The sequence below is a fragment of the Actinokineospora sp. genome (genome assembly GCF_052390155.1).
Lineage (GTDB): Bacteria > Actinomycetota > Actinomycetes > Mycobacteriales > Pseudonocardiaceae > Actinokineospora.
This window is the reverse complement of sequence record NZ_JBQTHF010000073.1, coordinates 55,777-79,687: the sequence shown is the minus strand read 5'-3', so window position 1 is coordinate 79,687 and position 23,911 is coordinate 55,777. Positions and strand designations below refer to the sequence as shown.

Annotated in this window: 21 protein-coding genes and 1 pseudogene; 13 read left to right on the top strand and 9 right to left on the bottom strand. The window is 70.8% G+C overall.

What is annotated here, in order from left to right:
* Window positions 1–24 precede the first annotated feature (24 nt).
* Window positions 25–1,419 carry a signal recognition particle-docking protein FtsY gene (ftsY, locus tag ACT4N7_RS24155; protein WP_444831122.1) on the bottom strand — a complete coding sequence of 465 codons (1,395 nt, stop codon included), beginning with the start codon at window positions 1,417–1,419 and terminating at the stop codon, window positions 25–27.
* 137 nt (window positions 1,420–1,556) lie between these two features.
* Between ftsY and ACT4N7_RS24150 the strand changes: the two genes are divergently transcribed.
* From ACT4N7_RS24150 to ACT4N7_RS24135, 4 genes are read left to right on the top strand one after another with little or no spacing between them, the layout of a single operon-like run.
* Complete coding sequence (locus ACT4N7_RS24150; protein ID WP_444831121.1) at window positions 1,557–2,777, top strand: anhydro-N-acetylmuramic acid kinase; 1,221 nt, start codon at window positions 1,557–1,559, stop codon at window positions 2,775–2,777.
* Window positions 2,764–4,317 (top strand): sodium:solute symporter, encoded by a 1,554-nt coding sequence (locus tag ACT4N7_RS24145; RefSeq protein ID WP_444831120.1) that lies wholly within the window; start codon window positions 2,764–2,766, stop codon window positions 4,315–4,317. Before ACT4N7_RS24150 ends, ACT4N7_RS24145 begins: the two co-directional genes overlap by 14 nt.
* Window positions 4,318–4,366: 49 nt before the next feature.
* Window positions 4,367–4,624, top strand: coding sequence for a hypothetical protein (locus ACT4N7_RS24140; protein WP_444831119.1), 258 nt, complete (start codon window positions 4,367–4,369; stop codon window positions 4,622–4,624).
* Window positions 4,621–5,010, top strand: coding sequence for a type II toxin-antitoxin system VapC family toxin (locus tag ACT4N7_RS24135; RefSeq protein WP_444831118.1), 390 nt, complete (start codon window positions 4,621–4,623; stop codon window positions 5,008–5,010). Before ACT4N7_RS24140 ends, ACT4N7_RS24135 begins: the two co-directional genes overlap by 4 nt.
* Before the next feature lie 41 nt (window positions 5,011–5,051).
* Here the strand turns inward: ACT4N7_RS24135 and ACT4N7_RS24130 are convergent, their stop codons facing one another.
* Together ACT4N7_RS24130 and ACT4N7_RS24125 are read right to left on the bottom strand one after the other, a co-directional pair.
* Window positions 5,052–6,497 carry an FAD-binding protein gene (locus ACT4N7_RS24130; RefSeq protein WP_444831117.1) on the bottom strand — a complete coding sequence of 482 codons (1,446 nt, stop codon included), beginning with the start codon at window positions 6,495–6,497 and terminating at the stop codon, window positions 5,052–5,054.
* A 79-nt stretch (window positions 6,498–6,576) separates the two neighbouring features.
* Window positions 6,577–7,488, bottom strand: a complete 912-nt coding sequence (locus ACT4N7_RS24125; RefSeq protein ID WP_444831116.1) for a GNAT family N-acetyltransferase — start codon at window positions 7,486–7,488, stop codon at window positions 6,577–6,579.
* Window positions 7,489–7,785: 297 nt separating this feature from the next.
* On the opposite strand from ACT4N7_RS24125, the gene ACT4N7_RS24120 reads away from it, so the two are divergent.
* The gene (locus ACT4N7_RS24120) at window positions 7,786–8,253 is read left to right on the top strand and encodes a hypothetical protein (protein WP_444831115.1); all 468 of its coding nucleotides are present in this window, start codon (window positions 7,786–7,788) and stop codon (window positions 8,251–8,253) included.
* 49 nt (window positions 8,254–8,302) lie between these two features.
* Here ACT4N7_RS24120 and smc read toward each other — a convergent pair whose 3' ends face one another.
* The 5 genes from smc to ACT4N7_RS24095 all read right to left on the bottom strand — a co-directional run bounded on the left by smc (window position 8,303) and on the right by ACT4N7_RS24095 (window position 14,234).
* The gene (smc, locus tag ACT4N7_RS24115; protein ID WP_444831114.1) at window positions 8,303–11,905 is read right to left on the bottom strand and encodes a chromosome segregation protein SMC; all 3,603 of its coding nucleotides are present in this window, start codon (window positions 11,903–11,905) and stop codon (window positions 8,303–8,305) included.
* An 88-nt stretch (window positions 11,906–11,993) separates the two neighbouring features.
* Window positions 11,994–12,704: an anti-sigma factor family protein gene (locus ACT4N7_RS24110; protein WP_444831113.1), complete on the bottom strand. Its 711-nt coding sequence runs from the start codon at window positions 12,702–12,704 to the stop codon at window positions 11,994–11,996.
* The gene (locus ACT4N7_RS24105; RefSeq protein WP_444831112.1) at window positions 12,701–13,219 is read right to left on the bottom strand and encodes a sigma-70 family RNA polymerase sigma factor; all 519 of its coding nucleotides are present in this window, start codon (window positions 13,217–13,219) and stop codon (window positions 12,701–12,703) included. Before ACT4N7_RS24105 ends, ACT4N7_RS24110 begins: the two co-directional genes overlap by 4 nt.
* Window positions 13,220–13,279: 60 nt before the next feature.
* Entirely contained in the window at window positions 13,280–13,576 is a 297-nt protein-coding gene (locus ACT4N7_RS24100) for an acylphosphatase (protein WP_444831111.1), read from the bottom strand.
* Window positions 13,577–13,712: 136 nt separating this feature from the next.
* Window positions 13,713–14,234, bottom strand: a complete 522-nt coding sequence (locus ACT4N7_RS24095) for a hypothetical protein (RefSeq protein WP_444831110.1) — start codon at window positions 14,232–14,234, stop codon at window positions 13,713–13,715.
* A gap of 33 nt (window positions 14,235–14,267) precedes the next feature.
* Here ACT4N7_RS24095 and ACT4N7_RS24090 point away from each other — a divergent pair, with 33 nt between their 5' ends.
* Together ACT4N7_RS24090 and ACT4N7_RS24085 are read left to right on the top strand one after the other, a co-directional pair.
* Window positions 14,268–14,945 carry a CAP domain-containing protein gene (locus tag ACT4N7_RS24090; RefSeq protein ID WP_444831109.1) on the top strand — a complete coding sequence of 226 codons (678 nt, stop codon included), beginning with the start codon at window positions 14,268–14,270 and terminating at the stop codon, window positions 14,943–14,945.
* Between the two features lie 42 nt (window positions 14,946–14,987).
* Window positions 14,988–15,215 carry an AbrB/MazE/SpoVT family DNA-binding domain-containing protein gene (locus tag ACT4N7_RS24085; protein ID WP_444831108.1) on the top strand — a complete coding sequence of 76 codons (228 nt, stop codon included), beginning with the start codon at window positions 14,988–14,990 and terminating at the stop codon, window positions 15,213–15,215.
* Between the two features lie 128 nt (window positions 15,216–15,343).
* Here ACT4N7_RS24085 and ACT4N7_RS24080 read toward each other — a convergent pair.
* Window positions 15,344–15,448 (bottom strand): annotated as a pseudogene (locus ACT4N7_RS24080) (winged helix-turn-helix domain-containing protein); the annotation flags it as partial.
* 924 nt (window positions 15,449–16,372) lie between these two features.
* Between ACT4N7_RS24080 and cas3 the strand changes: the two are divergent.
* Genes cas3 through cas6e form a run of 6 tightly spaced genes read left to right on the top strand, consistent with a single transcriptional unit; the run spans window position 16,373 to window position 23,908 of the window.
* Window positions 16,373–19,150: a CRISPR-associated helicase Cas3' gene (cas3, locus tag ACT4N7_RS24075; protein WP_444831107.1), complete on the top strand. Its 2,778-nt coding sequence runs from the start codon at window positions 16,373–16,375 to the stop codon at window positions 19,148–19,150.
* Entirely contained in the window at window positions 19,137–20,771 is a 1,635-nt protein-coding gene (casA, locus tag ACT4N7_RS24070) for a type I-E CRISPR-associated protein Cse1/CasA (RefSeq protein ID WP_444831106.1), read from the top strand. The genes cas3 and casA overlap by 14 nt, the downstream gene beginning before the upstream one ends.
* Window positions 20,768–21,376 (top strand): type I-E CRISPR-associated protein Cse2/CasB, encoded by a 609-nt coding sequence (gene casB, locus ACT4N7_RS24065; RefSeq protein WP_444831105.1) that lies wholly within the window; start codon window positions 20,768–20,770, stop codon window positions 21,374–21,376. The genes casA and casB overlap by 4 nt, the downstream gene beginning before the upstream one ends.
* A complete protein-coding gene (gene cas7e, locus ACT4N7_RS24060; protein ID WP_444831104.1) occupies window positions 21,373–22,533 on the top strand; it encodes a type I-E CRISPR-associated protein Cas7/Cse4/CasC in 1,161 nt (386 codons plus the stop codon). The genes casB and cas7e overlap by 4 nt, the downstream gene beginning before the upstream one ends.
* Complete coding sequence (gene cas5e / locus ACT4N7_RS24055) at window positions 22,530–23,249, top strand: type I-E CRISPR-associated protein Cas5/CasD (RefSeq protein ID WP_444831103.1); 720 nt, start codon at window positions 22,530–22,532, stop codon at window positions 23,247–23,249. Before cas7e ends, cas5e begins: the two co-directional genes overlap by 4 nt.
* Window positions 23,249–23,908: a type I-E CRISPR-associated protein Cas6/Cse3/CasE gene (gene cas6e / locus ACT4N7_RS24050; RefSeq protein WP_444831102.1), complete on the top strand. Its 660-nt coding sequence runs from the start codon at window positions 23,249–23,251 to the stop codon at window positions 23,906–23,908. Before cas5e ends, cas6e begins: the two co-directional genes overlap by 1 nt.
* The last annotated feature ends 3 nt before the right edge of the window (window positions 23,909–23,911 follow it).

Below are 23,911 nucleotides of genomic sequence, written 5' to 3'. Positions count from 1 at the left end.
CATCCGTTTGCACGAGATCGTGCCTCAGCCGAGCAGGGCGTCCACGAAGGCGGCCGGGTCGAACGGGGCGAGGTCGTCGGCGCCCTCGCCGAGGCCGACCAGCTTGACCGGGACGCCGAGTTCGCGCTGCACCTGGAACACGATGCCGCCCTTGGCGGTGCCGTCGAGCTTGGTCAGCACGATGCCGGTGACGTCGACCACCTCGGCGAACACCCTGGCCTGGGTGAGGCCGTTCTGGCCGGTGGTGGCGTCGAGGACGAGGAGCACCTCATCGATCTTGGCCTGCTTCTCCACCACGCGCTTGACCTTGCCGAGTTCGTCCATCAGGCCGGTCTTGGTGTGCAGCCTGCCCGCGGTGTCGACCAGCACGGCGTCCACCCCGGCCGCGCGGCCCGCCTTGACCGCGTCGAACGCCACCGCGGCGGGGTCGGCGCCTTCCTTGCCGCGCACGGTCTCGGCGCCCACCCGGTCGCCCCAGGTCTGGAGCTGGTCGGCGGCGGCGGCGCGGAAGGTGTCGGCGGCGCCGAGCACCACCGTGCGGCCGTCGGCGACCAGGACGCGGGCGAGTTTGCCGGTGGTGGTGGTCTTGCCGGTGCCGTTGACGCCCGCCACCAGGACCAGGGCGGGGGCGCCGTCGGCGTGCGGGAGGGCGCGGACGGCGCGGTCCATCGCCGGGTGCAGCGCGTCGATCAGGACCTCGCGGAGCAGCGCGCGGGCCTGCTCGGGGCTGCGCACGCCGCGGGCCACCAGCTCGGTGCGCAGCCGGTCCACGATCTCCTCGGTGGTGGCGGCGCCGAGGTCGGCGAGCAGCAGGGTGTCCTCGATGTCGGACCAGGAGTCCTCGTCCAGGTCGCCCGCGCCGAGCAGGCCGAGCAGGCCCTGGCCGAACGCCGACCGGGACCGCGCCAGCCGCCCGCGCAGCCGCTCCAGGCGGCCCGCGGTCGGGGCGATCTCCTCGACGGACGGCGCTGTCTGGACCGGGATGCGCTCGGTGATCGGCTCCGACTGGACCGGGATGCGCTCGGTCGGCGGGTCGGAGTCCGGGGCTGTCTCGGTTCCCGGCACTGTCTCGATTCCCGGCACTGTCTCGATTCCCGGCAGTGTGGCGTCCGGGAGGACCACGTCGACGATGTCGCGCCGCTCGGAGTCGCGCGGCACCGACGCGTCGTCGCCGACGCCGGGCTGGCCGTCGACCTCGGTCCGGTCGCCCGCCGGGTGCGGCGGGGCGCCGCCGGGGGCCAGGCTGATCCCGCCGCCCGCCTGGTAGCCGCCGCCCTTGGGCCGCGGCGCCCGCTCGACCTCGGGCGGCGTCTCGCCCAGGCTGATCCGCCTGCGCCTGGCCAGCACGACGCCGGTGACCAGGGCGGCGACCAGCAGCACGAGGACGACGACGAGGATGACGATCACGGTGCTCGACACCCGGCCATCCTCGCACCCCACCCGGCCGGGCCACCGGCCGCCGCGCCCGGTGAGCCACAAACCAGGTCTACACCAATTTGGTCAATAACCAACTTGCCTCTTGCGCATCCACGCCGGGTGGAATAGACCACAAGACCATGGACTGGTGCCGCGTGGTCGGGCTGATCTCCGGTACGTCGATGGACGGCATCGACGTCGCGGTGGTCGACCTGCGCGTGCGCGACGGCGCGGTGGAACTGCTGCCGGTGCGCCACATCGACGTCGCGTACCCGGCCGAACTGCGCGCCATGCTGCTGGAGGCGTTGCCGCCGAACGGGTGTACGGCCGAGCGGCTGTGCCGTGTGGACACCGAGGTCGGCCGCGCGTTCGCCCGCGCCGCCGTCGCCGCGATCGGCGCGGACGGCGCCGACCTGGTGGCGTCCCTGGGCCAGACGCTCTACCACTGGGTCGACGGCGGCACCTGCCGCGGCACCCTGCAGGTCGGGCAGCCCGCGTGGATCGCGGAGGCGACGGGCCTGCCGGTGGTCGCCGACCTGCGCGCCCGCGACGTCGCCGCCGGCGGACACGGCGCCCCCCTCGCGGTTGTCCTAGACAGACTTCTGCTGTCCACACCAACGCTGTCCACATCGGACATATCGGACGCACCGGTCGCCGCGCTGAACCTCGGCGGCATCGCGAACGTCACCGTCCTCGCGCCCGGCTCCCCCGCGGTCGCCTTCGACACCGGCCCCGCCAACGCCCTGCTCGACACCGCGGCCCGGCTGCGCACCGGAGCCGACCGCGACACCGACGGCGCGCTCGCCGCCCGCGGCACCGTCCGCCGCGACCTGCTCGACGTCCTGCTGGCCGACCCGTACTACGCGGCCCCGCCGCCGAAGTCGACCGGCAAGGAGTACTTCCACGACGGACACCTGGCCGCCGCGCTCGGCCGGGTGCCCGCGGTGGGCGACGCGGACCTGCTGGCCACCCTGGTCGCGCTGACCGCGGCCACCGTCGCCGACGCCTGCCGCGCGCACGGCGTCACCCGGGTCCTCGCCTCCGGCGGCGGCGTGCACAACCCGGCGCTGATGACCGCGCTGGCCGCCGCCCTCGCCCCCGCCGAGCTGACCACCACCGCCGAACTGGGCGTGCCCGTCGACGCCAAGGAGGCGTACCTCGCCGCGCTGCTGGGTTTCCTCACCTGGCAGGGCATCCCGGTGGACGCCGCGACCGGGGCCGCGGGCCCCCGGCTGCTCGGCAGCATCACTCCCGGCGCCACGCCCGTGCGGCTGCCGGACCCGGCGGCAGGACCCGTGCACTCCCTGCGGATCGTCACCCCCGTCCCCGAGCAAGTTGGAGGATCTCGTGCGCGCCCTTGACCTCGCGATCATCGTGGTCTTCCTGGTCGGCATGCCCGTGCTGGGCATCCTGATCGCGGGCAGACAGAAGTCGGCCAACGACTACTTCGTCGGCGAAGGCAAGATCTCCTGGTGGGTCGCGTGCCTGTCGGTGGTGTCCGCGGAGACCTCCACGCTGACCGTGCTGAGCGTGCCGACGGTCGCCTACCTCGGCGCCTTCACCTATCTCCAGCTCGCGATCGGCTACGTGATGGGCCGCATCGTAGTGTCGTTCGTGCTGCTGCCCCGCTACGTCGCGGGCAACATGACCACGGCGTACAACTTCCTCGGCAAGCGCTTCGGCTCGGGCATGCAGGGCACCGCGTCGGTGACGTTCCTGTTCACCCGCCTGCTCGCCGACGGCGTGCGGCTGTTCGCCACCGCCATCCCGATCAAGGTCGTGCTGGCCGCGTACGGGGTGAACGCCGCGTACTGGCAGATCGTCGCCGTGCTCGGGGTCGCCATGGTGGTCTACACCTTCTTCGGCGGCGTCCGCGCGGTCGTGTGGGTCGACGCCATCCAGATGCTCTGGTACGTCGTGGGCGGCGTCGCGGTGGTCGTGGTGCTCTCGGGCAAGCTCCCGGACGGCTGGCTGGGCTCGGCCATCGACGCGGGCAAGACCCAGCTCTTCGACTTCGCCAGCGCCCCGCTGAGCAACAACTACTCGTTCATCACCGCCGTGCTCGGCGGCGCGGTGCTGTCGATGGCCTCGCACGGTGCCGACCAGCTCATCGTGCAGCGGCTCATGGCCTGCAACGACGTCAAGGCCAGCCAGAAGGCGCTGATCGCCAGCGGTGTCGTGGTGTTCTTCCAGTTCGGCCTGTTCCTGTTCATCGGCACCATGCTGTGGTCGTTCTACAAAGGACTCAACCCGGTCACCGAACTGGGCCTGACAACGAATGACGAGTTGTTCGCGTCGTTCATCGTCAACGAGCTGCCGAGTGGACTGTCCGGGTTCGTCATCGCGGGCATCCTCGCCGCCGCGCTGAGTTCGTCGCTGGGCGCGCTGGCCTCCTCGACGGTCACCGACGTCTACCAGAAGGTCGTGCGGCGCCCGTTGTCCGACGCCGAACTGCTCAAGCAGGGCCGGATCTGGACGGTGGTCTGGGCGGGCGCGCTGATCGTGTTCGCGTCGATGTTCACCACGACCAAGAACCCGATCGTGGAGACCGCGCTCGCCATCACCGGCTACACCTACGGCGCGCTGCTCGGCGCGTTCCTGCTCGGCCTGCTGGTGCGCAAGGCGCGGCAGTTGGACGCGATCATCGCGTTCCTGGCCACGGTGGCGGTGATGGCCTTCGTCATCCTGGGCGTGAAGTTCAGCAAGAAGTCCGGCGACTTCGTCGGCATCGACTTCGCCAAGGCGTCCGGCGACACCGTGGCACTGGCCTTCCCCTGGTTCACACCCCTGGGCGTCGCGGTGACGTTGATCGTCGGCGGCCTGCTCGCCCTCCGCCACCGAGGCACCCCCGATCGCCCCGATCGCGACGACGAACCAGTGGAGGCCGCCAAGGCCGCCTGACCCACCGCCAGGTGTTGCACTTTCCGACGAAGGTGCAACACTTGGCGGTATGCCGACCGCGCGACCGCGTCACACGATCACCGAGACCGACCCCGTGCACGCGGCCATGGCTACCGCCGCCGGTCGCTGGCCCGAACTCCGCGACCGGCCCGGCGAGCTGCTTCACCGCTTGATCGCCGAAGGCCACCGGGCGCTGCGGGAATCCGCCGACGCCCGCCGCGCGGCCGTGGCGGACACCGCGGGCGCGGGTACCGGCGCCTACGGCGAGCACTACCTGGCCGAACTGCGCGAGGAGTGGCCCGCGTGATCGTGCTCGACGCGTGCGTGCTCATCGCACACCTCGACGCCCGAGACGCCCATCACGAGCGGGCCACCCGGCTGCTGGCCACCACGGGGGACATCCCGCTGCGGGTCAGTGCCCTGACCATGGCGGAGGTTCTGGTCGGCCCGATCCTGACCGGGCGCTACGCCCAGGTCCAACAGGCCATCGACAGGCTCGGCGTGGTCGCCCTGGACCTACCCGCCACCGACGCCGTCGCGCTGGCCACCATGCGGGCGCATACCGGGCTGAAGATGCCGGACGCGATCGTGCTGCTGACCGCGCAGACCAACGGCGCGGTGCTGTGCACCTTCGACGAACAGCTCGCCCGACTGGCCGGAGCGCGCGATGTGGTCGTCCGCGCGGCGGGCTGAGGGCTACCACCAACCTCGGCTTTCGGCGATCCGGGCCGCTACTAGCCGAACACGCCCTGTTCGGGGGCGAGCACGCCGCGCGGGTCGAAGATGGCCTTCGCGTGTCGGGCGCGCGGGTACTGGGCGCCGTAGTGCGACGGCCAGTCCGCGGGACGCGTCGGGATCGCGCCGATCGGGTACTGCTTGGCGCCCAGGGCGCGGGCCCGCTCGTACTCGGCCCGGTTGTCGGCGAGGAGTCTGCGCACGGTCGCCTCGTCCGGCGCCACCGCGCGCAGGATGGACAGCAGGAACACCACCGGGCTGTCCGGCACCGCGACAAGCGGCCGGGTCAACCGCCCGCGCGGCACCGGGTAGAGCAGGATCGGGCCGTTGACGTCGGCCGGGGCGAGGCGCGACAGCAGGCCGGCGACGTAGCGGTCCGTGGCGTCGTCGGGCAGGAACAGGTTGAGCCACGGGTTCGGCAGCTTGAGCGCGCGGAGCTGCTCGACGAGCGCGGTGATGCGGTCCAGCCAGGCGAAATAGGGCAGTTCGGCGATCTCGGTCGCTGCGGGCGCGGGCAGTCCGCGCACGACGCGCGCGTCGTCCGGGGCGTTAGGCGGGGTGAAGTAGACGACGCCTTCGAGGACGAAGTCCCAGCCGCCCTCCCCCGGCACGACCTGGCCCTCCAGGTAGGAGAACCGGCCGTCGGCGAGCGCGGTGCGCTGGGCGGCGGTGAACGAGCCGAGGTCCGGGTAGCTCAGCCGGTACACCCGGGCGGTGGTCTCGGCCGGGACCAGCACCACGGTCGCGCGCACGATGACCGCGTACTGGCCGAGTCCGCCGAGGACGGCGTCGAACAGCTCCCGGTTCGCCCGCGGCGAGCAGCGGACCAACTCGCCCGCGCCGGTGACGACCTCCAACGCCAGGACGGTGTCGACCAGCAGGCCGTGCCGGGAGCTGGCGCCGCCGATGCCGCCGACGGACAGCGTGCCGCCGATGGACAGCCCCAAGTAGTCGGTGGCGACGGGCGGGGTGAGGCCCCGCGGCACGGTCGCCCGCACCAGGTCGAGCCAGGTGACGCCCGCGTCGACCACGGCGGCGCCCGGGCCGACCGAGCGGATCTCGGCGAGCGTCCGCGAGTCGATCACCACCCCCGCCGGGGCCTGGGCCTGGCCGAACACGGAGTGCGCCTGGCCGCGCACGGCCACCGACAGCCCGTTCCGGTTGGCGAACCGCACGATCTCGACGATGTCCCGCACCGAGCCGGGCCGCAGTACCGCCCGCGGTCGGCGGTGCGCGATCTGGCCGTAGTCCTCGGCGGCCTCGGCCAGCGCCGCCGCGTCGGTGACGAGTTCGCCGTCGAGGTCCGGGACGGCGAGCCCGCCCGTGCCCGCGTCCGCCTGTGCCCTGGTCACCCAGCCGAGCCCCACCGGATCGAACGCCACGACGACCGCGGCGGCGGCCCCGGCGGCGAGGACTCGGCGGCGGGCTAACGGGACACGGGACATCGCGGGCACTCCTCGCGGTCGGGTGATCACGAACGGGCGTCACCCTAACGAGTGAACTCTTGCTGGACCAGCGCGGCGGTCATTCGCGCCGATAGCTCACCAGCTCCAGGTGCAGCTCGAAGCCGAGCGCGGCGAACATCCGCTCCGAGCTGTCGTTGCCGAGCGAGATCACCGCGGCGGCCTGGCCGCGCGCGCCGTGCTCGGCGGCCAGTGTCCGCAGCAGCGCGCGAACCAGCGCCCGACCCGCCCCGGCGGCCCGCATGTTCGGGTCGACCGCCACATAGTCGACGTAGAACTCCTCCTGCTGCACGAAGCCCGCCGCGTAGCCGATGACGCCGTCCGCGCCGGTCAGGACCACGACGGTGTGCCCGCGCGCGCCGTCGACCAGGTGTCTGCCGGACGCGTTGCGGTGGGGGAAGCTGCGCTCGTGCAGCTCGATCACCTGGGCGCGGACGTCCGGGTCGGTGCCGAGCGGTCGCGGGCCGTCGTCCGACCCCGCCACGCAGACCAGCACGGACCGCAGCGCCGACCCGGTGAGGGTGAACACCCGGCTCGACCCTGTGGCGGTGAACCCGTGCCGGGCCGCGAAGTCGCCCAGCCTGCGGTTCTGTCGGTGGCCGTAGAGTTCGAGCTGGGCGATGCCCGCCAGCGTGGGCAACGCGTTGTCGAGCAGGTCGTCGGCGGTGTTGTGCCACGCCTGCCGCCCGGCCGGATGCGACTCGGGCACGTCGACGAACGGCCCGTGCAGCCACGCCCGCCCGATGTCGGTGTCGGTCTCCGTGCTGAGCACCGCGCGGAGCACGCCGTCGCCGTCGGTGCCGACGACCGCGCAGGACGCCCAGTCGGGCGCGAAGCCCGCCAGCTCCTCGGCGATCTCCTCGGCGGTGACCCCGTGGTAGCCGACGTGGTGCGCCGGGTCGGCCTGCAGCCGGGCGAGCAGGGCGACGACGGCGGGCTGGTCGGCGGGCACGGCGGGACGGATGGCGTACATACCCGAAATCGTGAACGCCCGGGGGTCGTCCGCGCGAGCGGATTACCGGCGGCAGGCTCAAGTGGACGGAACGGCTGCCGAAAGCGACCGGGACTTTCCGCGCTGTGACCGCCCGACACCTTTCGGGGCGCCTTTCGTCGCCCAGACGGGCAGTTTTCCGATCTTGAGACGGTCCTGTTATTTGCGGAACGATCGGATCAGCCCATACTTTGTCCACCCTCGCGGCGGTCCGCCGCGCGAGAGACTCCCGGACGACCATCCGGTGTCCTACCCCGTTTGTTAGAGAGGTCTCAGCCGATGGCAAGTTTCGACGCAAAGCGTGTGTCGCCGATCGAGTGGGCAGGCATCGGCGCGGGCGCGCTCGCGTTCCTGGTCAGTTTCTTCCCGTGGTACTCGGTGTCCTTCAGCGGCCCGTCGCTCGGATTCGACGCGGGCGGCTCGCTCAGCGCCTGGAGCATCGGGATCGGCGGCTGGCTGCCGATCCTGCTGCTGATCGCGGCCGCCGTCGTGATCGTGCTGCCGCACCTGGGGACCGCCGTCCCCAACAAGACGATGATCTGGCTGGGGCTCGCGGGAGCGGCCGTGGTGATCATTCTGATCCGCTGGCTGACTCTGCCGGACGACGGCGGGATCGGCGTCCTTGGCGGCGACTCGGGCTTTTCCTCCGGCGCCGGTTTCGGCCTGATCATCGGCCTGGTCGTCGCGATCGCGTCCACCGTCGCCGCGGTCCTGACCTTCCAGTCGTCGCGGAAGACGCGCGCCTGAAAGTGATTTTCCGACCGCCCCGCCCGGTATTCCGGGTGGGGCGGTTTCTTTAGGCGGCCGGTTCGGCGGTTTCCGGGGTTCGGACGAGGCGCTGGGAAATGACCTGGGTGATGCCGTCGCCGCGCATGCTGACGCCGTAGAGGGCGTCCGCGATCTCCATGGTCGCCTTCTGGTGGGTGATGATGATGAGCTGCGAACTGGCCCGCAACTGCTCCATCAGCCCGATCAGGCGCCGCATGTTGGTGTCGTCCAGGGCGGCCTCGACCTCGTCCATCACGTAGAACGGCGACGGTCGGGCCCGGAAGATCGCGACCAGCATGGCCACCGCGACCAGCGACTTCTCCCCGCCCGACAGCAGCGACAAACGCTTGACCTTCTTGCCCGGCGGGCGGGCCTCGACGTCGACGCCGGTGCTCAGCGGGTCGTCGGGATCGGTGAGGATCATCCGGCCCTCGCCGCCGGGGAACAGCACGTCGAAGACGATCTCGAACTCGCGCGCGACGTCGGTGTAGGCGGAGATGAAGACCTCAAGGATCTTGTCGTCGACCTCCTTGATCACCGTCAGCAGGTCGCGCCGGGTGGCCTTGAGGTCTTCGAGCTGGGTGGAGAGGAACTTGTAGCGCTCCTCCAGCGCCGCGAACTCCTCCAGCGCCAGCGGGTTCACCTTGCCGAGCAGCGCGAGGTCGCGTTCGGCGCGCTTGGCGCGGCGGGCCTGGGTCTCGCGGTCGTACGGCGTCGAGGGCGGCAGGGTGACCTCCTCGCCGCGCTCCTTCGCCTCCTCGTACTCGGCCAGTTCGGCCGGGCTCGGCGGCACCGGCAGGTTCGGCCCGTACTCGGCGACCAAGTCTTCGAGGCCGATGCCGAAGCTCTCCGCGATCCGGGTCTCCAGTTGCTCCAGCCGCAGCCGCTGCTCCGCGCGCAACACCTCGTCGCGGTGCACGGCGTCGGTCAGCTTCTCCAGCTCGCCCGCCAGTTCGCGGACCTTGCCGCGCACGTCGGTCAGCAGGCGTTCGCGGTCGGCCCGCTCGGCCTGGATGACGTCGCGTTCCTCGGCGGCGCGGGCCAGCGACACCGCGATGCGCGCCAGTGCCAGCCCACCGCCGTCGACCACGGCCTGGGCCACGGTGGCGCCGCGCTCGCGGGCCGCCATCGCCCGCGACGCCCGCTCGCGGGCCTCCCGCTCGGCGCGCGCGGCCCGGCGCAGCCCGTCGGCCTTGCCCTGCAACGCGCGGTGCCGCTCCTCTTCGGTGCGCAGGGTGAGCCTGCCCTCCATCTCCTCCTGGCGGGAGGAGGCGAGCGCGGCGGTGTACTCGTCGCGCTCGGCGGAGTCCGGCTCGGACTCCATCGGCTGCTCCTGCACGACGACCAGCCGTTCCTCCAGGTCGGCGAGCTTGACCAGGGCCTCTTCGCGCGCTTGCTCGACCTTGGTCCGCTGGTCGACGGCCCGCTCGACCTCGGCCTGCGCCGAGCGCACCGCCTGGCGCAGCCGGTTGAGCCGCTCCGACGAGCGCGCCGCGCGCACCTTGGCCTCGTTGACCGCGTCCTTGACCGAGCCGACGTCGGCCCGGCGCGCCTGCTGCTCGGCCCGGGCACCCTCCAACGCGGCGGCGGACTGCTCCAGCGCCCGCTCGGCGGCGCCCAGCTTGGCGTTGGCCTCGTCGACCGCCGCCTGCACCTCGATGACGCTCCGCGCGCGCTCCGAGCCGCCCACGGCCCAGTGCGCGCCGAGCAGGTCGCCCTCGGCGGTGACCGCGCGGACATCCGGGTAGGTCTCGACCAGCGCGCGGGCGGCGGGCAGCGCGTCGACCACGGCGAGCCGGTCGAGCGCGCGGTGCACGGCGGGCAGCAGCGCGGCGGGCGCCGCCACCAGGTCGACCGCCCAGCGCGCGCCCGGGGGCAGCGTGGGCCAACTCGGCCGGTCAAGCACGGCGGCCGGACCGCCGACGAGCATGCCCGCGCGGCCCGCGTCGCCAGCGCGCAGCATCCGCAGCGCGTCGATCGCGCCCGCCGGGTCGGCGACAGCCACCGCGTCGGCCACCGGACCCAGCGCCGCCGCCAGCGCGGCCTCCGCGCCCGGCTCGACGGTCAGCAGCGCGGCCACGGAGCCGAGCAGTCCGGGCAGCCGGTCGGCGGCGGCGAGCAGCGCGCCCGCACCGTCCTTTCTGGACAGACCGAGGGACAGCGCGTCCACCCTGGCCTTCCAGGACGCGATCTCCCGCTCGGCCGCGCGCTCGGCGCGGACCAACTCCTCGATCCGCGCCTTCGCCGCGTCGTTGGCCTCGACCGCGCGCTGGTGGCGCTCGGCGAGCCCCTCGTCTTCGCTGTCCTCGTGGCCGGTCTCGGTCTGCGCCTCGGCCAGTTCCTCGGCGGCCACCTCGGCCCGCTCGCTCGCCTCGGCCAGCGCGGTCGACAGTCGCTCGATCTCCTCGGCGGTGGCATTGGTCTTGCTGCGCAGCGCCTCGACCTGCCCCGAGAGCCGCGCCAGCCCCTCGCGCCGGTCGGCGATCGCGCGGACGGCGGCGAGGTGCGCCTTCTCCGCGGCCTGCACCTGGCGCTCCAGCTCGGCCCGGCGCTCGGTGGACTCGGCCAGCGCGTAGCGGGCCTCGGCGACGGCCTCGGCCAGCTCGGCCTCCCGCATCGCGGTGTGCTCGGCCTCTTCGTCCAGCTCGTCCGGGTCGCGCCCGCCGCGCGGCGCCTCGACCGACGCCGACAGGTGCCGGGCGCGCTCGACGGCGAGCCGGACCGTGCCGCGCAGCCGCTCCTCCAGCGCGGAGAGCCGGTACCAGGTCTCCTGTGCGGCGGCGAGTTTCGGCGCGTCGACCGCGAGGTGCTCCTCCAGCTCGGTCTGCCGCGCCTGGCCCAGCTCCAGCGCCTGCTCCACCTCGGAGCGTTTGCGCCGCGCGGTGGCCTCGTCGGCCTCTTCGCGGGCGATGTCACCGCGCTGGGTGACCAGGTCGTCGGCGTAGAGCCGCAGCCGGGCGTCGCGCAGCTCGGACTGCACCGACTGGGCCCTGCGGGCGATCTCGGCCTGCTTGCCCAACGGCTTGAGCTGGCGGCGCAGCTCGGCGGTGAGATCGGTGAGCCGGGTCAGGTTGGCCTGCATCGCGTCGAGCTTGCGAATGGCCTTTTCCTTGCGCTTGCGGTGTTTGAGGACGCCAGCGGCTTCCTCGATGAACGCCCGGCGCTCCTCCGGCTTGGACTCCAGGATCGCCGCGAGCTGGCCCTGCCCGACGATCACGTGCATCTCGCGGCCGATGCCGGAGTCGGACAGCAGCTCCTGGACGTCCATCAGCCTGCAGCCGTTGCCGTTGATCTCGTACTCGCTGGCGCCGTCGCGGAACATCCGCCGGGTGATCGAGACCTCGCTGTAGTCGATCGGCAGCACGGCGTCGGAGTTGTCGATGGTGAGCGTGACCTCGGCACGGCCCAGCGGCGCGCGCCCGGAGGTGCCCGCGAAGATGACGTCCTCCATCTTGCCGCCGCGCAGCCCCTTGGCGCTGCCCTCGCCCATCACCCAGCGCAACGCGTCGAGCACGTTGGACTTCCCGGACCCGTTCGGTCCCACGACGCAGGTGATACCCGGCTCGAACTTGAGCGTCGTGGCCGAGGCGAAGGACTTGAACCCCTTCAGCGTCAGGCTCTTGAGGTGCACGAGAGGAGACCCTTCAGGTGACCGACAGCAACCGCTGTCCCGCACGAGGGTACCTGCGGGGGCCCGTCACCCTGGGGAGGCGGGGCCGTCAGGCGGGTGCCGGAACGTCCACCAGCACCGTCTTCTCGGTGACGACCTCGACCGTGGCGATGTTGTTCAGGTCGAACGACGTGCTGCCGGGGATCTCCTCGTCCGGGGTGAAACCGGTGGACCACCAGCCCGCGATCTCGCGGTTTCCCTCCCGGTCGCGCACGACGAGCATGCACGGCTTGCCCGGGGGCACCTCGCTCAGCCGGATTCGGACCTCGGTGCCCCACGCGCGGTCGATAAGGTCGACGTCGGCGTGCGCGCCGCTGGTCGGGTTCGTCGCCGACCAACTCACCGTGACCGGCTCCGGTGCCGCGGGCGGGCGCAGCAGGCCGTAGCCCACGACGCCGCCGACACCCAGCGCGACGACGACGACCGCGGCGGCGGCCAGCACCCGCAGGCGGCGGCGCCCCCGGTTCCGGCGTGCGGCGACCTCGTCGACCGGCGTGGCGGGCTCGGCGAAGTCCTGGTCGGCCTCCAGCCGTGCCCACGAGTCGAGGGCGGCGGGCGTCGGCACGTCCTCGGTCGGGTCGGCGTCCTCGAAGTCGGCGGTGGTGATGCGGTGCAGCAGCCCCGGCAGCGGCGCGAGCCGGACCAGTTCGGTGCGGCACGACTCGCACGCGGCGAGGTGGGCCTCGAACTCGGCACGCTCGGCGAGGTCGAGGGCGCCGAGCAGATAGGCGCCGAGCGATGTGGTGCGCGGACAGCTCACGGTTCGGTCACCCCCCGCTCCTCAAGGGCGTCACGCAGGGCGCGCAACGCGTAGAAAGACCTGGATTTCACGGTTCCCTGCGGGACGCCGAGCACCGTCGCGGCCTCGGCAACCGTGCGCCGACGATAGAAGAGTTCGGCGATGACAGCACGATGATCACGCGACAGCGCCCGCATCGCCTCGGCGACCTGCCAGCCCTGCAGCACCTGCTCGAACTCGTCGGTGGCGCGCGGCCAGTCATCGCCGTCGATCGGCACCTCGGTCACGCGGGCGCTCTGTCTGCGGTAGCCGGAGATCACCAGGTTCTTGGCGACCGTGTAGAGCCACGGCCCCGCCTGCTCGGCCCGCAGCGACCCGGCGTTGCGCCAGGCCCGCAGCAGTGTCTCCTGCACCACATCCTCCGCGCGCTGGTGATCGCCCCCGACCGCGCGCAGCACGTAGCCGAGCAGCGGTCTGCGGTAGCGGCTGTAGAGCTCACGGACAAGTTCCTCGTCCCGCTCGGGTGGTCTCACCACGTCGGTAGCTACGCCTCCGGTACGGATTCGGTTCAGTCAATTCGGTTCGGTCGGGTTCGCTCACCGCTCGACGAACCCGGTCAGGTTGCCTTTGGCCAGGCCCCACTGCTCCACGACAGCGTCCACCGCACCGGGCGTGCGGCCGGACCGCAGGGCGCCCAGCAGCCGGTCGCACAGGTCGCGGGCGCCTTCCGCCACAACCTCGACGCGGCCGTCCGCGGTGTTGCGGGCCCAGCCGGACAGGCCCAACTCCAGGGCCCGGCCGCGGGTCCACCACCGGAAGCCGACACCCTGCACGTCGCCGCGTACCCAGGCGGTCAGGCGCACGTCGTCGGCGCGGTTCGGCGAGTCGGTCACGCGGCCATCGTGCCGGCTTCGCGTGTCGATCACGGACGGTGACTAGAGGACGCCCGATCGGCGGCCCAGCGCCCGGGTGGTACGTTACCGCGCCGTGATACGCCGTTCCCGGGCGAAGATCGACTCGCGCGGTGGATCAAGGAGGGTGGCCCTGCATGTCCGAGCCAGGTGACGGAGTCGAAGTGGCACCGCCTGACGACGAGAAGTCCGGCCTTCGCCGCGCGCCGTACGCCGTTCTCGGTGTCGCGGGAGTGGTGCTGTCGACCGTGTTCGCGGCCGTCGCCGCGTTCGCCGTGGGGGACACCGGGTCGTCGGGATCGGAGAAGCCGTCGGTGACCGTGACCCCCAGCCGCACCACGTCGTCCAGCAGCACCACACGGTCGAGCGCCAGCGCGACCACGTCGTCGGAGACGACCGTCCCGTCGACCACGGAGTCGACCACGACGACCGACGTGACCACCACAACCACCACGAACCGCCCTCGGCCGACGACCACCATCACCCGGCCGACAACCACCCGCACGACGACGATCGTTCCGCCGATCACTACCACGCCGCCGACCGCACCGCCGACCACCACACCACCGACCACGCCGCCGACGACCACGCCGCCGCCGACCACGAGCCCCTCGTGACGGAACGTCGCAGCGGGTAGCACGGGCTTCACCCGTTAGTGGTACGTTGCCGGACCGTGACACAACGTCGGAGACGCAGTGGCTTCGGGCCTGCCGTCCTGGTGGCGCTCGCGGTGGGTGCGAGCACGGCAGGCGTGACGACGGTCGTGGCCGTGCCGCAGGTCCCCCCCGCCATCCCGGACCAGGTCACCCTGGACATCCTGCGCACGACCCCGCGCCCGACACCGGCGCCGATCGACCCCCCGCCGACCGACATCCCGACCCCCATCACCAGCGAGCCTCCGACGACGACCACCACGACCACGGTCCCCGTCACCACCACATCCGCCCGACCCACCACGACGACCTCGCGCCCGCCTGCGGACACCGCCGCCCCGGCCCAGGTCCTCGCCATCACCAACGCCGAACGGGCCGACGCCGGGTGCGCGCCGCTGACCATGGACAGCAGGCTGACCCAGGCCGCCCAGGCGCACAGCGCGGACATGTCCGCCAAGGACTACTTCTCCCACACCAGCCCCGACGGCCGCACGTTCGTCGACCGCGCCAAGGCCGCCGGCTACCCGAGCCCGGGCGCGGAGAACATCGCCAAGGGCCAGCGCACGCCCGAGAAGGTGATGGCGGCGTGGATGGCGTCGGCGGGCCACCGGGCGAACATCCTCAACTGCGGCCTGAAGACCATGGGCCTCGGCCTCGACACCGACGGCTACTACTGGACCCAGGTCTTCGGCCGCTAGCAACCGGTGGAGTAGTGCCCAGCGAAGTATTGCTCTGAATCCATGCGACTAACGGACAAGGGGCAGGTCACGATCCCGATCGACATCCGGGATCAGCTTGGTCTGCTCCCCGGCGATGAGGTGGACTTCATCGTCGAAGGCGACGCTGTTCGCCTCCGACGGTCCGATACGCCTCGACGCCGGGGGCGTCGGATCGTGGACAACTTGCGCGGCCGGGGCGATGTCGTGCTGAGCACCGACGAGATCATGACCCTGACCCGTGGCGAGTGAGCCTCGGACGACGCTGCCCGACTTCTACATCGGTGCCCACGCGGCGGTTGCCAAGTTCCGTTTGCTCACCAGGGATGCCCGCCGGTATAAGACGTACTTTCCCACCGTGTCCCTGCTTTCCCCGAGCGCTACAGCTCGAAGCGGTAGCCCATCCCCGCCTCCGTGATCAGGTGGCGCGGCCGCGACGGCTGCCGCTCCAGCTTGCGCCGCAACTGCGCCATGTACACCCGCACGGCCCCGGTTCCCTGCACCACCTACCGCGAGGAAACAGACTCAAGGTCCTGTACCCGAGGGCGGCAGCAGGCACGTGCTCGCGAGACTCTCCGCTGAACTTGCGCACCCTTTAGGGCCGCAAGGGAGCACACGTTTGGCGTACCGGCTTGCCAACTCGACGTCGAGCTGGCACTCTTGCCGTCATGTCCCGATCGGCAGTCGTACCGCCACACTCACGACGACTTCCCTGCTCGTGCGGGGTGCCCCTGGAGCACACGTGCGGCGGACCATCAAGCCGCAGTCGTCCCCGCTTTCGCGGGGAAGTTCCAGGTAGCTGATCGGGAACATGGAGAGGGCGGCGTGGCCGACCCGTCGAAGCAGGCGGGCGGCCCCCGGTTGCACGAGGGCCGCCCTTCTTCCAGTCCGCTCTCACGGATAGAGGAAGCATGTCGATTGTAGAACCCTCGGACGATGCGCAGAGCGACGGAGGACGAACTCCGCCGCCGCTGTTCACTCAACGAAACTTGTTGATCTTCCTGATGGCCGGAGTGGCGGCCTGCCTCGTCGCGCTGAGTGCCGGCTTCGCGACGTGGGGCGGAGGCGCCGACGGACGCGCCGATGCTTCCCGCTGGTTGGCCACCCTGGCGGCGGCGGGGGCAAGTTGGATGGTGACGTTCTTCGGGGTGAGTGGGTGGTTACACCGCCACCTGGGATAGCGGGCCACCGTGCCGGCGAAGTCTGATGTCTGCCGGTGAGCGCGTGTCCTTAAAGGCTACTTTCAGGACGTGAGGTGTCCTGAGAGTGGCCTTTAAGGACACGCCAACGGGACAGTCCATACGCCGTTTGGGGGAACTCGGTTGTTCGCCCGAAACGACGGCTTCTCCGCGAGAGATGTCATGGGCTCAGGGATCTTTGTCTGTGCCGAATCGACCGAAAGTAGCTGGATGCCGCACGAAGACGCATGGCTGACCGTGTGGGCGAAGTCCGACCGCGACGAGCACAACGTGTGCACGGACTGGCTGCCGTTGCACCAGCACCTGGACGACACCGCCGCCGTCGCCGGGCGGCTGGTGGATCTCTGGGTGTCCCCGCAGGTGATCACCCGCATCGCGCGCGAGTTGCCCGATGGCGCGACGGGCGTGCGCGCGCTCGCGTGCTGGCTCGCGGCTGTGCACGATGTGGGGAAAGCGAGCCCCGCGTTCGCCGTGCAGGTCGAAAAACTCGCCGACCACATGCGGCCGTTCGGTCTGAATGCCAATCCGCGGCTGACCAACGACCGCAAGCGGAGCCAGGTCAACCATGCCTTGGTAGGCAACGTCGCGGTGCGGGACTGGTTGACCGACGAACGGGGATTCGACTTCCGGGGTTCGGCGGCCCAGTTGGGGTCGATAGTGGGCAGTCATCACGGAATGTCGCCAGAGGACGCCCGGCTGGCGGAAGTCGAGGGGCGCGGCGACCTCGCGGGCGGCGGGCCATGGGCAGTGGTACGGAATCACCTGCTTGCCCGCGCCACGGCCCGAATCGGCGGCCTCGAACCGTATCGCGCGATCGATCTGAGCAAGCCCAGTCAGGCATTGCTGACCGCGATCGTGATCGTGGCCGACTGGATCGCGTCCAACTCGGACCTGTTCCCATTGCGGCCGATCTCCACGCTGTCCGACCCACCGTCCCAACCGGACGATGCGCTGACCGAGCGCAGGCTGGCCGAAGGCTGGTCCAGGCTCAACCTGCCGCCGCGCTGGCGCGCCCAGCCGCTCGGGCGCGACTTGGACGAGGTGTTCCGCGACAGATTCCGCCGGCCGGGCGGCACCGCGCGGCCGGTGCAGATCGCGGCGGTCGAGGCGGCGCGGGCGCAGTCCGAACCGGGCATGGTGGTCATCGAGGCGCCGATGGGGTCTGGCAAGACCGAGGCCGCGCTGCTGGCCGCCGAGGTGTTGGCGCACGCGTCCGGGGCAAACGGCTGCTTTGTCGCCCTGCCAACGCAAGCCACCACTGACGCGATGTTCGCGCGCGTGCGCGCCTGGCTCGACGCCCTCCCCGGGCGCGCGGACGGCAGCGCGGTCACGCTGGGTCTCGCGCACGGCAAAGCGCATCTGAACGACGAGTACTCCGGGCTTGTCCATAAAGGACGGTTTGTGAGCGTGGGCGAGAACGGTGCCGCGACCGCACATCATTGGCTCAGTGGCCGAAAGAAAGCGGGATTGGCGTCCTTTGTGGTCGGAACCATCGACCAGGTGTTGTTCGCCGGACTCAAGAGCAGGCACCTGATGCTGCGACACCTCGCCTTGGCGGGCAAGGTCGTGATCATCGACGAGGTGCACGCCTACGACGTGTACATGTCCCAGTACCTGCACCGGGTCCTGCACTGGCTCGGCGCCTACCGAGTACCAGTGGTCCTGCTGTCGGCAACGCTTCCCGACGCTCGCCGAGCCGAGCTGCTGCGTGCCTACGACAGCGGGCGCGGGGGCGCGGGATCCGCGCTCCCCCAAGAACATCCGGGCTATCCGGTGGTCTGCGGCTCGGGTGGCGTGGTTTCGCGACCCGTGGCGCTGCCGCCCGGGGGCACGACGGTCCGACTCGACCGGCTGACGGACGACTTGGACACCCTGGTTTCCTATCTGCGCGCGAACCTGGCCGATGGTGGCTGTGCCGTTGTCGTGCGAAACACGGTGACACGGGTGCAGGAGACGGCGCTGCGACTGGGCGCGGAGTTCGGCGAGGGCAACGTCACCATCAACCACTCCCGGTTCCTGGCCTGTGACCGGGCAGGCAAGGATCGCGATCTCGTCGGCCGATTCGGCCCGCCGGAGTCCAATCCCGACCGGCCCGACCGGCACATAGTGGTTGCCTCCCAAGTGGTCGAGCAGTCCCTCGACATCGACTTCGACCTGATGGTCACCGATCTCGCGCCGGTGGACCTGGTGTTGCAGCGCGTGGGCCGGTTGCACCGGCACGACCGGGGTCGCCCGGAACGGGTGCGGCAAGCGCGATGCGCGGTGGTCGGAGTGGCGGACTGGCTCGGCGAGCCGGTGACCTCGGTACCCGGCTCTCGTCGGGTCTATGGCGATCACCTGCTGCTGCGAGCGGCGGCACTGCTGTCCGAACGGGACACACTGTCGATCCCGCACGACATCGCGCCGCTGGTGCAGCGCGCGTACGGCGGCGAGCAGGTCGGCCCGCCGCAATGGCAGATGTCCATGGCCGAGGCCGAGAAGGCCGCAACCGCCTCGGCACTGCGCCGCACCAACGCGGCGAGCGTGTATCTGCTCGGTGATGCCCTGAGCGCGGGCACCCTCGTAAACTGGTTGTACGCCGGTGTCGGCGATGCCGACGACGACAACGCCAAGGGGATGGCCCAGGTCCGCGACGGCGAGGAATCCCTTGAGGTGCTTGTCGTGCAGCGAGACGCCGACGGCGGCCTGCTCACGCCGGATTGGGTCAAGGGCGGCGGGGAGCAGATTCCACTCGACCAGTCGGTGTCCCGGGGACAGGCGCGCGTGATCGCGGCATGCTCGCTGCGACTCCCGCTCGCACTGTGCCACGGCGGGGTCATCGATCCGGTCATCCGCGAACTGGAACTGAACAAGATTCCCAGCTTCGAGTTGACGCCACCGCTGAAGGGCCAACTCGTCCTGGTGCTCGACAGCGACCGCCGCGCCGAGCTGTACGGCTACCGACTCACCTACGACCTGCGTCGAGGACTGATCCATGACCGAATCTGAGGCGCTGTCCTTCGACCTGCTCGACCAGCCGTGGCTGCTGGTCCGACAGCTCGACGGCCGCACTCTCGACATGTCTCTTGTGGACACATTGCGACGCGCCGACCGGCTGGCGGGTCTGGCGGGCGACGTGCCGACACAGGTGTTCGCCCTGACCCGACTCCTCCTCGCGGTGCTGCACAGCGCACTGCGCGGACCCCGCGACGCGGCCCACTGGAAGCGGCTCTGGCAGCGCGAATGCCTGCCCATGGACGAGATCGAGGTGTATCTGGACCGACATCGACACCGATTCGACCTGTTCCACCAGGAAACCCCGTTCCTGCAGGTCGCCGGGCTTCGCACGGCGAAGGGCGAGGTGTCGGACCTGAGCAAGCTCATCGCCGATGTCCCCAACGGCCGCCCGTTCTTCTCGACCCGCATCGGCGCAGACCTGTCGTTGTCGTTCGCCGAGGCGGCCCGCTGGCTGGTGCACTGCCACGCGTTCGACCCGTCGGGGATCAAGTCCGGCGCGTTCGACGACGAGCGGGTCAAGGGTGGCAAGGGATACCCGATCGGCACCGGATGGTCCGGCTACCTCGGCGGGGTGCTCGTCGAGGGGCGCACGCTCCGCGAGACCTTGCTGCTCAACCTGATCGCCTGGGACTTCCGCAAGACCGAGCAGGCTCCTGACCTCGACCTCCCGGTCTGGGAACGCGCCGCGCTCGGCCCAGCCGAGGAAGTCCTCGGTGGCCGGGAACCGACCGGGCCGGTGGACCTGTTCACCTGGCCGAGCAGACGAATCCGGCTGACCCGCAAGGGAAGCGAGGTCGTCGGGGTGCTGGTGTGCAACGGCGATCGCAGCACACCGCAGAACAGGCACACGGTGGAGAACCACAGCGCATGGCGGCGCAGCCAGGCGCAGGAGAAGAAACTGCGCTCGGCGAACCCGGTCTACATGCCGCTCGAACACGACCCGGAACGCGCGATCTGGCGTGGCCTGCAGGCTTTGCTGCCCGGCACGGGAACGAGCCAGGGAGCCGACGCGGCTGCCCGGCTCGCCCCGGGGGTGATCAGGTGGATCGCCAAGCTCACCGGCGACCGGATCCTCGACAAGGACTATCCCGTGCGGATGCACACGATCGGCATGACCTACGGCAGTCAGAGTTCCACGACCGCCGAGATCGTCGACGACGCCTTGTCGATCCAGGCAGTGTTGCTCACCCTAGGTGCGACCACGTTGAAAGATGTCGTGCTGTCGTGCGTGCAGGCCGCCGAGGACGCCGCCAAGGCGCTGGGCTCGCTGGCCGCGAACCTGGCCGAGGCGGCTGGCGGCGACTACACCGGGCCGAGGACGCGGGCGATCGAGTCCGGCTACGCGGAGCTGGATCCGTTGTTTCGCCACTGGATCAGGAAACTCGGCCCGGATTCCGACGCCACCGACTGCCAGATCGCCTGGCACCGACTGGCCAACCAAGCCGTCCGAACGCTGGCCGGGGAACTGCTGGGCACGGTGTCCACGACCGCGTGGGTCGGCAGACCCGTCAAGGGCAGGCTGGTCACCTCCACGCACGCGGACATCTGGTTCCGCCGGGACCTGCGCAAGGCTGTGCCGCTGGCCTACGAGGACGAAGCGAAGACGGCATGAGCACCGAGAGGAACCCCATGGCCGAGACCACCCCGGCACCCGAGACCGTGCAAACCATTGTCGCCCAACGGATTGGGGTGCTCCAGAACGGCTACATCGCCAACCGGTCAGCCGGTGTCGCCGCGCTCGCGCGGTTGCGCCGGGCGGTGGGCAAGCCGCCCGGCAGCGTGCTCGACGTCCTGGAACACACCCTGGCGCCAGAGTTCGCGCGCAACTGGTCGGCGGACACGCCGAGCTGGGACGAGACCGCCGCGCACCTGTGCATGACGCTTTACGCGGTGCACCAACAATCCCAGTCGCACCGGATGCACCAGCCGGGTCGTCGACTCGGTACCGCCGTCCGCAGGCTGATCCACGAGGCCGAGGTGAAGCCCGACCATCCGGTCACCCGCCGGTTCACCATGCTCGGCACCGCGGACAGCCTCGACGAACTGGTCCACCACCTGCGTGGCATGGTGCAACTGTTGCGCGCCGAGCAGATCCCGCTCGACTACGGCCTGCTCGCGAGACAACTGGTGCACTGGCAACGACCGAACGGCCCGGCGGCGGTCCGACTCGTCTGGGGCCGCGACTTCCACTTCGCCAAGCAGACCGAAACTCCGTGACCCAGCAGCAGAAGGGCATGACCGTGCCGCGCACCATTGTGGACATTCACGTCATCCAGACCGTACCGCCGAGCAACCTCAACCGCGACGACACCGGCAGCCCGAAATCGGCTGTATACGGCGGAACCCGGCGGTCGCGAGTGTCCAGTCAGGCCTGGAAACGCGCCACCCGCGACGCGTTCGACACGCTGCTGGACCGCACGGAACTCGGCGTGCGCACCAAGCGCGTCGTGGAACTCATCGGCGACGAGATCACCAGGCAGGATGCCGCGCTCAAGGAGCAATCCCCCGCGTTGGCCAAAGCCGTCCTGGAGGCCGCGGGCATCAAGATCAAGGCAGCGCGGAAGGCCGAGGCGCCGGAGGAGTCCGGCTATCTGCTCTTCCTGAGCCACCGGCAGGCCGCCAACCTGGCCGAGTTGGCCGTCCGCGCCGCCCACGAGGCAGGCGACGACAAGGTGCAAATCGACAAGGGCGAGGCGCGGGCGCGCGCCGATCGGGACCACTCGGTGGATGTGTCGCTGTTCGGCCGGATGGTCGCGGATGTGACCGACCTCAATGTGGAGGCCGCCGCGCAGGTCGCCCACGCGCTCAGTGTCCACAGTGTAGCGAACGAGTACGACTACTTCACGGCCGTGGACGACCACAAGAAGGCCGACGCCGAGGAGGACGCGGGCGCCGGGATGATCGGCACCGTCGAGTTCAACTCCGCCACGCTGTACCGCTACGCGACCGTCGACATCGACCGCCTCCAGGACAACCTCGGCCAGGCCGACGTCACTCGGCGGGCGATCGAGGCGTTCACGCGCGCGTTCGTGTCCAGCATGCCCACCGGCAAGCAGAACACCTTCGCCAACCGCACCCTGCCCGACGCCGTGCTGGTCGTCGTCCGGGAGTCGCAGTCGATCAATCTGGTGGGCGCGTTCGAGGACGCCGTGGTCGACGGGGAGAAGGGCGGCCGAATCCCGGCGTCGATCTGGCGCCTTGCCAACCACGCCACCGAGTTGCACGCGGCTTTCGACGAAACACCCGTCGCCTGCTGGAGTTTCGGTGCGGGCGAACGCGTCGAACCGCTGGCCGAGTTGGGCGAACGTTCGACCTTCGACGGCACGGTCCGGGCGTTGGGCACGCTGGTCGCCGAGCGGTTGGGGACGGCGTGACCGCCCTGCTGTTGCGGTTGGCGGCGCCGCTGCAGTCCTGGGGCACCAGCAGCCGATTCGTGCGCCGCAACACCGATCGGGTGCCCAGCAAGAGCGGGATCATCGGCCTGCTCGCCGCGGCGCAGGGTCGCCGTCGGGTCGATTCGATCACGGACCTGGTGAACCTGCGGATCGGCGTGCGCGTCGAACAGCCGGGACGGCTCGAACGCGACTTCCAGACCGCCCGCACCCGGGACGGTTCGATGTCGATGCCGCTGTCCTATCGGTTCTACCTCGCCGACGCGGTGTTCGCCGTCGCCGTCGAGGGCGACGACGCGATGTTGGCCGGCCTGCGAGAAGCCTTGCGTCGGCCCGCTTTTCCCCTCTTCCTCGGCCGCAGGTCGTGCCCTCCGGCTGGGAAGCTCGACCATGGCCTGCACGACGGGACTGTGGTCGACGTGCTGAAAGCCGCACCGTGGCTGGCATCGGAGTGGGTGCAGCGGCAGAATCGGTTCGCCGAAGTCATCCTGGATGTGGTATACGACTGTCCACCTGAGACTCCCGACGGCCACTTGGTACGCGACGAGCCGATCAGCTTCGACCCCCGCCACCGAAACTACGGCTGGCGCACGGTCGTCCACCGCCAAGTGCCCGTACCCAACCCTCGATACCAGCACGGTTCCGCAGGCGAAAGCGACCCGCACGACCCGCTGGCCCTGTTGGGGGGCACGACCTGATGTACCTGACCCGATTCGAGATCAACGCCGCGCGCCGGGCCGCGCGCGACCTGCTCGCGTCGCCGCAGCGGATGCACGCGGCCGTGCTGAACGGATTCCCGGCCGACCGGCGCGCGGCCGACGAGCATGGCCGCGTGCTGTGGCGGGTGGATCAGCGGGGGCATCAGACGCTGCTGTATGTCGTCAGCCCGAATGAGCCCGACCTCACCCACTTGGTGGAGGCGGCGGGCTGGCCGTCCACTCAGGGCTGGGCGACCAAGCCGTATGCGCCGCTGTTGGACACCCTGACGGTCGGCGACAACTGGGCGTTCCGGCTGACGGCCAATCCGGTCCGCAACCAGCGCAAGTCCGACGACGCGGCGCGTTCCCAGCGCTACGGGCACGTCACCGTCGCCCATCAGACCGGTTGGCTGCTCGACCGGGCCGCGCAGCACGGATTCAGCGTGCCGGACGGTGTACACAAGGAGCCGGACCTCACCGTGCAGGGCAGACGAACCTGGCGTTTCTCCCGGCAGGGCAAGACAGTCACGCTGGCGACGGCCGTGTTCGAGGGACGCTTGGAGGTCACCGAACCGGCGACCCTTCGGCGCGCGCTGACCCAGGGAATCGGTCCTGCCAAGGGATACGGGTGCGGCCTGCTCACCCTGGCCCAGGGGTAGGCG

Excerpts from the sequence above, each read along its gene's own strand:
- ACT4N7_RS24130 (WP_444831117.1), bottom strand. The coding sequence starts at position 6,497 with ATGTCCCGTGTCCCGTTAGCCCGCCGCCGAGTCCTCGCCGCCGGGGCC.
- casA (WP_444831106.1), top strand. The coding sequence starts at position 19,137 with ATGACCGAATCTGAGGCGCTGTCCTTCGACCTGCTCGACCAGCCGTGG.
- cas6e (WP_444831102.1), top strand. The coding sequence starts at position 23,249 with ATGTACCTGACCCGATTCGAGATCAACGCCGCGCGCCGGGCCGCGCGC.
- ACT4N7_RS24150 (WP_444831121.1), top strand. The coding sequence starts at position 1,557 with ATGGACTGGTGCCGCGTGGTCGGGCTGATCTCCGGTACGTCGATGGAC.
- ACT4N7_RS24140 (WP_444831119.1), top strand. The coding sequence starts at position 4,367 with ATGCCGACCGCGCGACCGCGTCACACGATCACCGAGACCGACCCCGTG.
- ACT4N7_RS24125 (WP_444831116.1), bottom strand. The coding sequence starts at position 7,488 with ATGTACGCCATCCGTCCCGCCGTGCCCGCCGACCAGCCCGCCGTCGTC.
- casB (WP_444831105.1), top strand. The coding sequence starts at position 20,768 with ATGAGCACCGAGAGGAACCCCATGGCCGAGACCACCCCGGCACCCGAG.
- ACT4N7_RS24120 (WP_444831115.1), top strand. The coding sequence starts at position 7,786 with ATGGCAAGTTTCGACGCAAAGCGTGTGTCGCCGATCGAGTGGGCAGGC.
- cas3 (WP_444831107.1), top strand. The coding sequence starts at position 16,373 with ATGCCGCACGAAGACGCATGGCTGACCGTGTGGGCGAAGTCCGACCGC.
- ACT4N7_RS24085 (WP_444831108.1), top strand. The coding sequence starts at position 14,988 with ATGCGACTAACGGACAAGGGGCAGGTCACGATCCCGATCGACATCCGG.